The sequence below is a fragment of the Streptomyces sp. NPDC030222 genome (assembly GCF_055573115.1).
On record NZ_JBVICA010000007.1, the window covers coordinates 21,348 to 33,527 of the forward strand.

Genomic DNA, 12,180 nt, shown 5'->3' on the forward strand with positions numbered 1-12,180 from the left:
GGCTCACCGGGAGGCCGGCCGGTGCCGCGCCTCCCCTCCGGGGCACACATCCGCGATCTCATCCGCAAGGAGGAGAACCCGGACGCCGATGCCCGACTTGTGTGGGAGGCAGGGATGCTTCCCCGCGTGGATGTGCCCGGGCCGCCATGACTGGTGGGATGACACATGTGCAACTCTCCACACGGCGGGCCCCGCAGCAGGGCCCGCGTCCCACCGGCCTCGACGCCGGGCTCACGGACGAACTGGCCTCGGTGGTCGCCGACGCCCGGCGGCGCGCCCTGCGGGACGCCGACCGGCAGACCGACACCGCCCACCTCCTGCACTCCCTCCTGGAGTCGGACCCCACGGCACGTGCCGCCCTCGGGGACGGCCGGCGGTGCGCCAGAGTCCTCGGCTATCTGGTGCAGCGCAGCATCGGCTACGGGCTGCGCTGGCAGGGTTCGGTGGAGGACTCCGGTGCGGCGCCCGTCGTGCTCCCGCCCGGCGTCGCCGGCTTCTCGCCCGCCGCCGCGACGGCCCTCGCCGGCGCGCTGTGCCGTGCCCGGGTCCGGGGTGAGGCCCGTGCGAACGGCCGCGATCTGCTCGCCGCGCTCGCCTCGGACCCCGCCTGCCGGGCCGTGGAGGTGCTGCGGCACGCGGGCCTCGACCCCGCCGCCCTGACCGGTCATCCGGCCCCGCCGTCTCGACAGGTGTCACGCTGATGACGGTCCTGACGATTGCTGTCATCATGTGCCGATGCACGCCTCTCAGGGAAGAAGCGCCGGGCTGGGACTCGCCCTGCTGTCGGCGCTCGCGTTCGGTGGATCGGGTATCGCGGCCAAGCCGCTGATCGAAGCTGGTCTCGATCCGCTGCACGTGGTGTGGCTACGGGTGACCGGAGCCGCGCTGGTGCTGCTGCCCGTGGCCTGGCGCCACCGCGGCCTGCTGATCACCAGGCCCGCCCTGCTCGCCGGTTTCGGACTCCTCGCCGTGGCGGGCGTCCAGGCCTTCTACTTCGCCGCGATCTCGCGCATCCCGGTCGGTGTCGCCCTGCTCGTCGAGTACCTCGCCCCGGCGCTGGTGCTCGGCTGGGTCCGCTTCGTGCAGCGCCGGCCGGTCACCCGCGCCGCGGCCCTCGGAGTCGTGCTCGCGGTCGGCGGTCTGGCGTGCGTCGTCGAGGTGTGGTCCGGGCTCGGTTTCGACGCCCTGGGGCTGCTGCTCGCGCTGGCCGCCGCGGGCTGTCAGGTCGGCTACTTCGTCCTCTCCGACCAGGGTGGTGCGGACGAGGACACCCCCGACCCGCTCGGTGTGATCGCCTACGGACTGCTCGTCGGCACGGTCGTCCTCACCGCGGTCGCCCGGCCCTGGGGCCTGAACTGGCATGTGCTGGCCGGGCAGGCGAACATGAACGGCACCCCCGTGCCGGCCGCACTGCTGCTCGGCTGGGTCGTGCTGATCGCCACCGTTCTCGCCTACGTGACGGGCGTGGTCTCGGTACGCAGGCTGTCCCCGCAGGTCGCCGGGGTGGTCGCCTGCCTGGAGGCGGTCATCGCGACCGTACTGGCGTGGGTGCTGCTCGGCGAGGCGCTGTCCCTCCCGCAGACCGTCGGCGGCGCGATCGTGCTGATCGGGGCGTTCATCGCCCAGTCCTCTGCGCCCAGGGCGCCGTCCGGCCCGGTCGCCGGCGGGGGCGGAGCCCCAGCCGACGCGGTCGACGGCCGGTTGGCGCCCGACCCCGCGGCCACGTAGGCTGCCCGTCATGCGCAAGACCGTGCTTCCCCCGCCCACCGCGTAACGCGGGCGGCCGGGTCCTCCGAAGAGAACCGCGTCCTGGGGCATCGGCCCTGGCGGTCCTCCACTGCCCGCGTACGGCGCCGCGTGACCGGCTTCTTCTCACACCCCCGGCGGGGTGGGTCGGCGCGGCCCTGTGACGTGGGTTCCCGCCGGGGCCCGGGATCCCCCGGGACAGCACGGTACGCGGAGAGATACGTGTCCCATCCGTCCTCCGGCCTGCCCGTCGGGCGTGGCCTCTTCTACCTCGTCGTCGCCGGTGTCGCCTGGGGCACCGCGGGAGCGGCCGGCTCCCTGGTCTTCGGCGTCAGTGATCTCGGGCCGCTGGCCCTGTCCTTCTGGCGCTGCGTCGGTGGTCTGCTGCTGCTGCTGCTCGCGGCGCGTGCGCTGAGGCCACGGCGGCGGCCCGCGGCCCCCATGGAACCGCGCCGTCGCCGGCTGCTCAGGATCCTGGGGACCGGCCTCGGCCTGACGGTCTTCCAGAGCGCCTACTTCGCCGCCGTCGAGGCGACCGGCCTCGCCGTCGGCACGGTCGTCACCCTGGGAGCCGGACCGGTGTTCATCGCGCTCGGGGCGAGGCTCACGATGGGGGAGCGGCTCGGCGCGGGCGGCTCCGCGGCGGTGCTCGGCGCACTCGCCGGACTGGGCGTCCTGGTCCTGGGCGGCGGCGCCGGTACGGTCCGGCTCGCCGGGGTGCTCCTCGCACTGCTCTCCGCGGCCGGGTACGCCGCCATCACCCTGCTGACCCGGTGGCTGGGCCGCGACGGGCAGCCGGCCGATCCGTCGGGGACCACGGCCTGGGCGTTCGCCGTCGGTGCGGTGTGCCTGCTGCCGCTCGCCTCCGTGGAAGGACTGCTGCCGCACACCACGGAGCCGCTGCGGGTCCTCGGGCTGCTGCTGTACGTGGCCGCCGTGCCCACCGCCCTCGCCTACGCCCTCTACTTCGCCGGCGCGGCCGTCGTCGGTGCCGCGACCGTCTCGGTGATCATGCTCCTCGAGCCGGTGAGCGCGGCCGTCATCGCGGTCGGTCTGCTCGGCGAGCGGCTGACCCTGTCGACCGCCGGCGGTACCGCGCTGCTGCTGACGGCGGTGCTGGGGCTCGCGTGGGGGGAGACGCGGGCGGCCGCCGCGGCCCGGCGTATGCCTGCGACCTGACGGGCGGGCGGGACCGGGCGCCGACGACGGGCGGAGGGGCGTCCGGAGTCGGCTCTGCGGCTCCTCTTCCTGGCGCTTCCCCGGCGTCTCCCGGCGTCCTTCCGGGATCTTCCCGGGGTTCTTCCGGCGCCTTCCCTGCGCTCCTTCCGGTGAATGTGCCCCTTCCGTCAGCGGAGGGTCAGATAGCCCGGGACCCCGATGGAGGGGTCGAGAGTGTCGGCGGGGACGGGCGCCCCGTACGTCCGGTGCACGGGGACGACTCCGGTCCAGTGCGGCAGGGACAGATCGTCCGGTTCGTCGTTCGGGCCGCCGGTGCGCACCTTGGCGGAGACCTCCTCCAGGTCCAGGCGCAGCACGGCGGTGGCCGCCAGCTCCTTGGCGTTGGCCGGCCGGGAGTCCCGCGACCGGCCCGCGACGACCTGGTCGACAAGCGCGTCGAGCGCGATGTGCTTCTCCTCGGGGTCGGTGACCTGGTGGGCGACGCCGTGGACCACCACCGAGCGGTAGTTGATCGAGTGGTGGAAGGCCGAGCGCGCCAGCACCAGCCCGTCCACGTGCGTGACGGTGACGCAGACCGGGAGACCGGGATCCGCCTCACCGGCCATGCGCAGCGGACGGGACCCCGTCGACCCGTGGACGTAGAGGCGCTCGCCGACCCGCCCGTACAGCGTCGGCAGTACGACCGGCGCCCCGTCCCGGATGAAGCCGAGGTGGCACACGTAGTCGGCGTCGAGTACGGCGTGCACTGCCTCGCGGTCGTAGGACGCCCGGTGGCGGGACCGGGTGGGGACGGTGCGCGCGGTCGGGGTGTAGGCCCCGGAGCCGTCGGTGGTGGCTGCGGTGTCCGGCATCGCCGCTCCCTATTGCACTAGTGCATAATCGTCTTTGTGCTAGGAGAGTATCGGATCGAAGGCCGGCGTGCATCGGAGATCGCGGCCAGCGTGGAACGGGCCATCGGCGCAGGCGAGCTGGACCCCGGGCAACTGCTGCCGCCCATGAGGGAGTTGGCGGCCCGGCTGGAGGTGAACCCCAACACGGTGGCGGCCGCCTACCGCACCCTCCGCGAACGCGGAGTGATCGAGACGGCCGGACGCCGCGGCAGCCGGGTGCGTCCCCGGCCGGCCAGTACCGCCCGGGATGCCCGGGCCTTCGAGGTGCCCGAAGGCGTCCGGGGCATCGCCGACGGCAACCCCGACGCCGGCCTGCTCCCGCCTCTCGGAGACGCGTTCGCGTCCGCCGCCCGGCGCAACGCCGAGCAACCCGGCCTGTACGGCGAGGATCCCGTCGACGCGGGGCTGGCCCGTCATGTCCGCGAGGCGTTCGCCGCCGACGGGGTGCCGGAGGGGCCCGTCGCGGTGCTGTCCGGATCCCTGGACGCGATCGAGCGGGTGCTGGCCGTGCATCTGCGGCCGGGTGACGCCGTGGCCGTGGAGGACCCGGGCTGGGGCTCGCTGCTCGACCTGGTGCCGGCGCTCGGTCTGCGGCCCGTACCCGTCGCAACCGACGACGAGGGACCACTGCCCGACGCGGTCCGGGCGGCCCTCGCGGCGGGCGCCCGGGCGCTGGTGGTCACCGACCGCGCCCAGAACCCCACCGGAGCGGCGGTGAGCGCCGGACGCGCGACCGCCCTCCGCTCCGTCCTCGACGAGCACCCCGACGTGGTGCTCGTCGAGGACGACCACGGTCACGGCATCGTCGACCTCCCCCTCCATCCGCTCGCGGGGGCGACCCGCAGTTGGGCGTTCGTGCGGTCCGTCGCCAAGGCGTACGGCCCCGACCTCCGGCTCGCCGTGCTCACCGGTGATCCCGACACCGTCGACCGGGTCCGAGGCCGGCAGCGGCTCGGGCCCGGCTGGGTCAGCAGACTCCTGCAGATGGCCGTGGTGCACCTGTGGGAGTCGGGCGCGGTCGACCCGGTCGCGGTGGCCCGCTCCTACGGCGGACGCAGGGACGGCCTGGTGCGTGCGCTGGCGGAGCGGGGCGTCGTCGCCCACGGGCGCAGCGGGTTCAATGTATGGGTTCCGGTGGCCGACGAGACCGGAGCGGTCGCGCGACTGCTGCACGCCGGCTGGGCGGTGGCCCCGGGCGGCCGCTTCCGCATCGCCTCGCCGCCCGGGGTGCGCCTCACCGTCTCGACCCTCGCTCCGGACGACATCGAGCCGCTCGCCGAGGCGGTGTCCCGCGCGCTCCGCCCGGGCCCTGGCCTGCGCTACGACTGACCGGACTGCGCCTTCGGCCTGCTCTGCGTCAGTGCGGCACCCACCAGCACGACGGCCGCGCCGACCGGGGTGTTCCAGCTCAGGTCCTCGCCGAGCAGCGCGACACCCGCCGCGGTCGCGATGACCGGGATGAAGTACGTGACCATGGTCGCCGTGGTGGGGCCGACCTCGGCGACCAGGCCGTACTGTACGAGCATGGCCACACCGGTGCCCAGTGCGCCGAGCGCCAGGATCGCGAGCATCGGGACCACCGGGAACGATGTCGGCATGCTGGTGAACAGAGGTGTGACCAGGGCCAGTTGCAGCGTCCCCAGGAACAGCTGGGCGCCGGTGAGGGAGAGGTGCGAGCTTCCGCTGCCGGCCAGCGTCCGGCGGACGTAGATCCAGCCGACCGGGTAGCTCAGCGAGGCGAGGAGCGCCATCGCGGTTCCGTGGGCGTCGACGCCGGAGAAGCCCTGCCACGCTCCCAGTACGGTCAGCACCCCGAGGAAGCCGATGCCCAGCCCGGCCACCCGGCGACGGGTCGGCCGGTCCTCGGACAGGGCCACGATCGACAGGGCCATGCCCCACAACGGAGACGTGGCGTTGCAGATCCCGGCCAGCGTCGAGGGGATCGTGAGCTCGGCGTATGCGAACAGGGAGAACGGAAGCGCGTTGAGGAAGAACGCGGCGACGGCGAGATGCCCCCAGGTCCGGGCGCCGCGCGGCAGCCGTTCGCGCCTGACCGCCATCACGGCCGCCAGGACCGCCGTGCCGAACACCAGACGTCCGAGCGTCACCTGGAACGGCGCGAAGCCCTCGGTGCCCACCTTGATGAGCAGGAAGCTGAACCCCCAGATCAGAGCGAGCGCCGCGAAGCGGATGCGCCAGTCGACGGCGGGGCGGGGGCCGGAGCGGGTGGTCGGCCGGTCCGTGATGCGGGTGGTGGGGGTCGTCGGGGAGGTGGTGGTCGTCGGGCGGGTCGCGGAGCTCATGGTCACCACCATGCGGCGTTCAATCTCTTAGGACAAGCGAGATTTTCTCGACTGGATAGCTTAGAGTTGCTTACATGTTGAACCTGGAGCGCCTGCGCACCCTCGACGCGGTGGCCCGGCACGGCTCGGTCAGCGGCGCCGCCGAAGCGCTGCACGTGACCACCTCCGCCGTCTCCCAGCAGCTCGCGAAGCTGGAACGGGAGGCCGGTCAGCCGCTGCTCGCCAAGAACGGCCGCGGCGTACGCCTCACGGACGCCGGACAGCTGCTCGCCGAGCACGCGGGGCGGATCCTGTCCCAGGTCGAGATCGCCCAGTCCGCCCTGGAGGCCCAGCGGGGCCGGGTCGTCGGCGAGCTGCGCGCCGCGGCGTTCCCGACCGCGCTCCGGGGACTCTTCCCCGCCGCGCTGGCCGCCCTGCGCGAGAACCACCCCCGGCTCGAGGTGCGCTGCGAGGAGCTCGAACCCGAGGAGTCCGTACGCCGCGTGGTCAGGGGCGACCTCGACCTCGCCGTCGTGCTCGACTGGTACAACAAGCCCCTGCCGCTGCCCGAGGGGCTCGCCAAGCGAGCGCTGCTCGACGACCAGGCCGACGTGGCGATGCCCGAAGGCCACCCCCTGGCCCGGCGGACCGAGGTCGGCCTCGAGGACTTCGCGGACGACGACTGGATCACCTGGCCGGTCGGGGAGTTCTGCCACGAGTGGCTGATGTTCACGCTGCGCGGCAAGGAGATCGAACCGCGCATCTCCCATGTCGCCGAGGAGCACGCCACCCAGCTCGCCCTGATCGCCGCGGGCCTCGGGGTCAGCGTCGCGCCGCGGCTCGGCCGCGGCCCCGTCCCCCCGGGTGTGCGCGTGGTCCCGGTGCGCCACGCCATGCGCCGCCATGTCTACGCGGTTTGGCGCGCCGACGCCGACCGCCGCCCGTCCATCCGGGCGGCCGTGGACGCGCTGTACGCGGCGGGGGAGCAGCTGGCCGGGAACTGACGGCGACGGCCCGCCCGCGGACCGGTCGCTCCGGGGACGGCCGCCCTTCAGTCGGCCCCGTCCCTCAGCCGGCCCGCCCTTCAGCCGATGCCGCCCAGTTTCCGGAAGTCCCAGGAGACGACGCTTTCCGGAACCAGCCGCAGCCAGGCGTGCCGCCCGTCGTGCGGCATTTCCTCCAGGCCGAAGTACTTGCCCGCGAACAAACGTTCCGGGGCGTCGAGAGCAGGGCACCGCTCACCGCGCCGCGGGGCATCGCCGACGAACTCCGCCGCGCCAGACAGCTCGACCCCGCGCAGTTCGCCGTATGCCTCGCCGTCGTCGACCAGGACGCAGATCCGGGGGTCCTTGCGCAGCTGCGCCCAGCGGCGACTGCGCGTGAGGGAGTACAGCCAGAGCGCCCGGCCGTCCCAGGCGAACCACAACGCCCCCAGATGGGGCCGTCCGTCCGCAGCCACGGTGGCCACCCGGCACGTCCGCTGCGCCGTCAGAAAGGTGTCGCGCTCGCTCTCGGTCATCATGATCCGGCGGCCCCGGCGCTGTGTCACGGCGATCGCTCCCCTCGACCTGATGGAACGTCAGAATCGGTGAGGGGAATGATGCGTGGTCTTTCCCCCTGACGCAATGGGCACTAGCGTCGCGCGCCCACGCCGGACCGAACCCTGGGGGAGAAGATGCCGACTCACCAGCAGCTGGCGCAGCAGGTCGAACCGGACACCACGGTGCTGCTCACCGTCGAATGCCAGCAGGGCGTGGTCGGCCGGGACGGCGCGCTTCCCGAACTCGCCGAACAGGCACGGACGTCGGGCGCCCTGTACAACATCGCCCGACTGGTCGCCGCCGCGCACGAAGCAGGCGTCCAGGTGCTGCACGCGGTCGCGGAGCGCCGGCCCGACGGGCGCGGCGCGAACACCAACGCCCGGCTGTTCCGGGCCGCCGGACGCCTCCCCGTCCAGCAGTACACCGGGACCACGGCGGTCCGGGTCGCCGAGCCCATCGAGGTCGCCGACCAGGACCTCGTGGTGCGGCGGCTGCACGGGCTGTCCCCCCTCGCGGGCACCGACGTCGACGCGCTGCTGCGCAACCTCGGATGCCGCACCCTCGTCGTCACCGGCGTTTCGGCCAACATCGCCGTGCCCAATGCGGTCTTCGACGCGGTGAACCTCGGATACTCCGTCGTGGTGCCCCGTGACGGCATCGCCGGTGTGCCCGCCGAGTACACCGCCGCGATGGTCCGCCACACCCTCTCCCTGGTCGCCACCGTCACCACGACGGACGACCTGCTCGCCTGCTGGCGGGCGCCCCGCCGGCCGGCCGGGCGGGTGTGACCCGGGACCGCCGTCGATCCCGATCCGGACGGATGCCGGGAGCGGGGGCGGCTGGGCAAGTCGAGTCGGACGCTGCCCACGAAGCCTGCCGGCACCTCACCGACGCCGAGCGGGCCGAGTCGAAGGGCGGGCGTCCATTGCCGCCGTGGCGGCGGATGCCTCGTTCAGGGCAGCTCGGGCCCCGGACGAGGGACCAGCGGCCCCTGCATCGGACCTCCCGCGCCCAGCAGGCTGAGGGCAACACCCAGCCCCGTCCCGGAGGTCCGCACATGTCCCGCACACTCACCGTCGGTCTCGACGGTTCCGCAGTAAGCACGGCGGCGGTCCGATGGGCCGCCGTCGAAGCCTCACGCCGCAGGGCGGGGCTGAGACTTCTTCATGTGTGGGACATCCGTCCGGACGTTCACATCCCACTCGTCGGCACGGACGCGGAGCACGACCGGAAGACCGACTGGATCCCCCGCCGCGTCGCGGACCGGGTGCGCGCCGCACACCCCGCTCTGGAGGTGACGACCTCATATGTCTGCGGCGACCCGGCCGAGGTGCTGTGTGCCGCGGCGGCGGAAGCCGAACTGCTGGTTGTCGGCTCGCGGGGGCTCGGCACCGTAGCCGGATACGTCTTCGGCTCCGTCTCCCTGGCCGTCGCGGCACATGCCTCTCGCCCGGTCGTGTTCGTTCGCGGGTCGCAGGAGGACTGCAGCTCCCCGGGCATGCCTGACGAACCGCAGCCGCCCTGCACCGTCGTCGTCGGGGTGGACCTCACCAGCGGGAGTGACGCGGTACTGGCATTCGCCTTCGCTCACGCCGACCGGCACGGTGGCACGGTTCGGGCCGTTCACAGCTGGAGCCCTCCGCCCTTCCACGGAGCCGAGTCGACCCCGGTGGGACAGGTCTTGACGGCGAAGGTGGCCACCGCCAAGGAGGCCGCCCTGGCCGAGGCGCTCGAGCCGTGGCAGCGGAAGTTTCCCGCCGTCCCCGTCACCGCGCAGTGCGCCCTCGGACGTCCGGCACACGATCTGGTCGACGCCTCACGGGACGCGGGGCTGGTCGTGGTCGGCCGCCGCATGCGCCGGTCGCCGGTCGGCGCGCACCTGGGTGCCGTCACGCACGCCGTGCTGCACCACTGCTTGTCCCCCGTGGCCGTGGTACCCCACGCAGACGCCTGACCTTCGGTCTGCCCCGCCCCGCCGCACGTGGTGACCGACGGTCGCCCAGCAGGGCCGAAGGTCCCTGCGGACCGACCGAACGGTCCTCGCAGAGGGTGCCGACTGGCCCGCCACCAGGGACCGTTGCGGCCGGGAGCGAGGGGACGCGAGTGACAGAGTTCAAGTGCTCCCCGAGGCGTCCCCCAGCGGACGCCCGGCCGGCAGCACGTCCTGTGCCGCGCTCGCCCCGTGCACCATCCTTCTCACCTTCGGGGGACCCCATGCCCTTTCACGTCGACTCCGAGACCGGCAGGTTGAAGCAGGTCATCCTGCACCGGCCCGACCTCGAACTGAAACGCCTCACACCCACCAATAAGGACGCCCTCCTCTTCGACGACGTGCTGTGGGCCAAGCGTGCCCGCGAGGAGCACGACGCCTTCGCCGATGTCCTGCGGGACCGCGGAGTGCGCGTACACCTCCTCGCCGACCTGCTCACCGAGACGCTGGATGCCATCGACGCGCGGCAGCTCGTCCTCGACCGGGTCTTCGACGAACGTGAGTTCGGCGTCCTCGGCGCCGACCGGCTCCGCACGTACTTCGACTGCCTGGAGCCGGCCGCACTGACCGCCTGCCTCATCGGCGGCGTCACCAAGGGCGAACTGCTCGAACGCACGGGCCCGATACCGAGCGTGCGACTGCACGCCATGGCGCCCGACGACTTCCTTCTGGCACCCCTGCCCAACCATCTGTTCACCCGTGACACTTCGTGCTGGGTGTACGACGGCGTGAGCGTCAACCCGATGAACAAGCCGGCACGACGCCGTGAAACGGTCCACTTCGAAGCCATCTACCGACACCACCCCCTGTTCGAGAAGGGGGAGTTCCACCGGTGGACCGACGGGCAGGACGCCTACCCCGCCACCATCGAGGGCGGCGACGTCCTGGTCATCGGCAACGGCGCGGTGCTCGTCGGCATGAGCGAGCGCACCACCCCTCAGGCCGTGGAGAATCTCGCCCTGCGCATGTTCGCCGCGGGCTCCGCCCGGCGGGTCGTGGCCGTCAGTCTGCCGAAGAGCCGCAGCTTCATGCACCTCGACACCGTCATGACCATGGTCAGCGGTGACACCTTCACCCGCTACGCCGGCCTCGGCATGCTGCCCTCCTCCACGATCGAACCCGGCACCGATGGGGAGGGCTTGAAGGTCACCGACCATGCGCCCGAGCACACGGACCAGGCCATCGCCGATGCCCTGGGCCTGCCCTCCATCAACGTCCTCACCCCCAGTCAGGACCTCCGGTCCGCCGAGCGGGAGCAGTGGGACGACGGCTGCAACGTGCTGGCCGTGGAACCCGGCGTGGTCGTCGCCTACGAGCGCAACGTGACCACCAACACCTACCTGCGCAAGAGCGGGATCGAGGTCGTCACCGTGCGCGGCAGCGAACTCGGCCGGGGTCGTGGTGGCCCGCGGTGCATGACCTGTCCCATCGAGCGGGAGGCCGCCTGAGCGCCCACCGCTCCGCCACCGCCCGGTCATCCGTCCGCCGCACACCCCCTGTACGTGTCAAGGAGCCTGCCATGCACGACGACCTGCACCAGCGCCCGTTTCTGAAGGAACTCGACTTCACTCCCGGGGAGTTCCGCCACCTTCTGGAACTCTCCGCCTCCATCAAAACGGCCCGCCGTGAGGGGCGCGAGGAGCAGCGGCTGCGCGGCAGGAACATCGCCGTCATCTTCGAGAAGACCTCGACGAGGACCCGGTGCGCCTTCGAAGTGGCCGCTCACCAGCAAGGCGCGCACGTGACCTACCTCGACCCGGTCGGCTCCCAGCTCGGACATAAGGAGTCCATCAAGGACACCGCCCGTGTCCTCGGCCGTTACTACGACGGGATCGAATACCGGGGCAGCGACCAGCGCCTGGTGGAGGACCTCGCCCGGCACGCCGGCGTTCCGGTCTGGAACGGCCTGACCGACCAGTGGCACCCCACCCAGTCGCTCGCCGACGTGCTCACCATGTGGGAGCACACCGACAAGCCCCTGGACCAGGTGTCCTTCGCCTACCTGGGCGACGCCAGGAACAACGTCGGCAACTCCCTGCTGATCACCGCGGCCATGCTCGGCATGGACGTACGCATGGTCGGCCCGCGTTCCCTGCACAACGCCTCCGACGTCGTCGACCAGGCACATCGGGCGGCGGCCGTCAGCGGCGCGCGGATCACCCTCACCGAGGACGTGACCGAAGGCGTGGCCGGTGTCGACTTCCTCTACACCGACGTCTGGCTCTCCATGGGCGAGCCGCCCGAGATGTGGGACGAGCGCATCACTCTGCTCAAGCCGTACCAGGTGACCGCGAAGACCCTGAAGGCGACAGGCAACCCGGCGATCAAGTTCATGCACTGCCTTCCGGCCTTCCACAACAGCGACACCGCCGTCGGCGCCAAGATCGCGGCCCGGACCGGCTTGACCGCGCTCGAAGTCACCGACGAGGTCTTCGAGTCCCCGCACTCCATCGTGTTCGACCAAGCCGAGAACCGGCTCCACACCATCAAGGCGGTCCTCGTCGCCACCCTCGGCGACTGAGCCGGTACCCCTCGCCCCCCGGAGAACACAC

12 protein-coding genes are annotated in these 12,180 nt (G+C 72.5%); 9 read left to right on the forward strand and 3 right to left on the reverse strand.

Features of this window, described 5'->3' with window-relative positions:
* Window positions 1–167 precede the first annotated feature (167 nt).
* The 3 genes from ACZ4Z5_RS12370 to ACZ4Z5_RS12380 all read left to right on the forward strand — a co-directional run bounded on the left by ACZ4Z5_RS12370 (window position 168) and on the right by ACZ4Z5_RS12380 (window position 2,925).
* Complete coding sequence (locus ACZ4Z5_RS12370) at window positions 168–701, forward strand: peptidase (protein ID WP_468261479.1); 534 nt, start codon at window positions 168–170, stop codon at window positions 699–701.
* A gap of 34 nt (window positions 702–735) precedes the next feature.
* Entirely contained in the window at window positions 736–1,728 is a 993-nt protein-coding gene (locus ACZ4Z5_RS12375) for an EamA family transporter (protein WP_468260580.1), read from the forward strand.
* 240 nt (window positions 1,729–1,968) lie between these two features.
* On the forward strand, window positions 1,969–2,925 hold the full coding sequence (locus tag ACZ4Z5_RS12380) for a DMT family transporter (protein WP_468260583.1): 957 nt from the start codon (window positions 1,969–1,971) through the stop codon (window positions 2,923–2,925).
* A gap of 167 nt (window positions 2,926–3,092) precedes the next feature.
* Here the strand turns inward: ACZ4Z5_RS12380 and ACZ4Z5_RS12385 are convergent, their stop codons facing one another.
* Window positions 3,093–3,776 (reverse strand): pyridoxamine 5'-phosphate oxidase family protein, encoded by a 684-nt coding sequence (locus ACZ4Z5_RS12385; protein ID WP_468260586.1) that lies wholly within the window; start codon window positions 3,774–3,776, stop codon window positions 3,093–3,095.
* Between the two features lie 36 nt (window positions 3,777–3,812).
* Here ACZ4Z5_RS12385 and ACZ4Z5_RS12390 point away from each other — a divergent pair, with 36 nt between their 5' ends.
* The gene (locus tag ACZ4Z5_RS12390; protein ID WP_468260589.1) at window positions 3,813–5,144 is read left to right on the forward strand and encodes an aminotransferase class I/II-fold pyridoxal phosphate-dependent enzyme; all 1,332 of its coding nucleotides are present in this window, start codon (window positions 3,813–3,815) and stop codon (window positions 5,142–5,144) included.
* Here the strand turns inward: ACZ4Z5_RS12390 and ACZ4Z5_RS12395 are convergent.
* Complete coding sequence (locus tag ACZ4Z5_RS12395; protein WP_468260592.1) at window positions 5,135–6,118, reverse strand: DMT family transporter; 984 nt, start codon at window positions 6,116–6,118, stop codon at window positions 5,135–5,137. The two genes, ACZ4Z5_RS12390 and ACZ4Z5_RS12395, sit on opposite strands and share 10 nt — an antisense overlap.
* A gap of 74 nt (window positions 6,119–6,192) precedes the next feature.
* Here ACZ4Z5_RS12395 and ACZ4Z5_RS12400 point away from each other — a divergent pair, with 74 nt between their 5' ends.
* Entirely contained in the window at window positions 6,193–7,101 is a 909-nt protein-coding gene (locus ACZ4Z5_RS12400; RefSeq protein ID WP_468260595.1) for a LysR family transcriptional regulator, read from the forward strand.
* 80 nt (window positions 7,102–7,181) lie between these two features.
* Here ACZ4Z5_RS12400 and ACZ4Z5_RS12405 read toward each other — a convergent pair whose 3' ends face one another.
* Window positions 7,182–7,652: a pyridoxamine 5'-phosphate oxidase family protein gene (locus ACZ4Z5_RS12405; RefSeq protein WP_468261482.1), complete on the reverse strand. Its 471-nt coding sequence runs from the start codon at window positions 7,650–7,652 to the stop codon at window positions 7,182–7,184.
* A 120-nt stretch (window positions 7,653–7,772) separates the two neighbouring features.
* On the opposite strand from ACZ4Z5_RS12405, the gene ACZ4Z5_RS12410 reads away from it, so the two are divergent.
* The 4 genes from ACZ4Z5_RS12410 to argF all read left to right on the forward strand — a co-directional run bounded on the left by ACZ4Z5_RS12410 (window position 7,773) and on the right by argF (window position 12,149).
* Window positions 7,773–8,426 carry a cysteine hydrolase family protein gene (locus ACZ4Z5_RS12410; RefSeq protein WP_468260598.1) on the forward strand — a complete coding sequence of 218 codons (654 nt, stop codon included), beginning with the start codon at window positions 7,773–7,775 and terminating at the stop codon, window positions 8,424–8,426.
* A gap of 269 nt (window positions 8,427–8,695) precedes the next feature.
* On the forward strand, window positions 8,696–9,592 hold the full coding sequence (locus tag ACZ4Z5_RS12415) for a universal stress protein (RefSeq protein WP_468260601.1): 897 nt from the start codon (window positions 8,696–8,698) through the stop codon (window positions 9,590–9,592).
* A 260-nt stretch (window positions 9,593–9,852) separates the two neighbouring features.
* Window positions 9,853–11,076: an arginine deiminase gene (locus tag ACZ4Z5_RS12420; protein ID WP_468260604.1), complete on the forward strand. Its 1,224-nt coding sequence runs from the start codon at window positions 9,853–9,855 to the stop codon at window positions 11,074–11,076.
* 71 nt (window positions 11,077–11,147) lie between these two features.
* A complete protein-coding gene (gene argF, locus ACZ4Z5_RS12425; protein WP_468260607.1) occupies window positions 11,148–12,149 on the forward strand; it encodes an ornithine carbamoyltransferase in 1,002 nt (333 codons plus the stop codon).
* Window positions 12,150–12,180 lie beyond the last annotated feature (31 nt).

Excerpts from the sequence above, each read along its gene's own strand:
- ACZ4Z5_RS12375 (WP_468260580.1), top strand. The coding sequence starts at position 736 with ATGCACGCCTCTCAGGGAAGAAGCGCCGGGCTGGGACTCGCCCTGCTG.
- ACZ4Z5_RS12385 (WP_468260586.1), bottom strand. The coding sequence starts at position 3,776 with ATGCCGGACACCGCAGCCACCACCGACGGCTCCGGGGCCTACACCCCG.
- ACZ4Z5_RS12395 (WP_468260592.1), bottom strand. The coding sequence starts at position 6,118 with ATGAGCTCCGCGACCCGCCCGACGACCACCACCTCCCCGACGACCCCC.
- ACZ4Z5_RS12400 (WP_468260595.1), top strand. The coding sequence starts at position 6,193 with ATGTTGAACCTGGAGCGCCTGCGCACCCTCGACGCGGTGGCCCGGCAC.
- ACZ4Z5_RS12410 (WP_468260598.1), top strand. The coding sequence starts at position 7,773 with ATGCCGACTCACCAGCAGCTGGCGCAGCAGGTCGAACCGGACACCACG.
- ACZ4Z5_RS12415 (WP_468260601.1), top strand. The coding sequence starts at position 8,696 with ATGTCCCGCACACTCACCGTCGGTCTCGACGGTTCCGCAGTAAGCACG.
- ACZ4Z5_RS12420 (WP_468260604.1), top strand. The coding sequence starts at position 9,853 with ATGCCCTTTCACGTCGACTCCGAGACCGGCAGGTTGAAGCAGGTCATC.
- argF (WP_468260607.1), top strand. The coding sequence starts at position 11,148 with ATGCACGACGACCTGCACCAGCGCCCGTTTCTGAAGGAACTCGACTTC.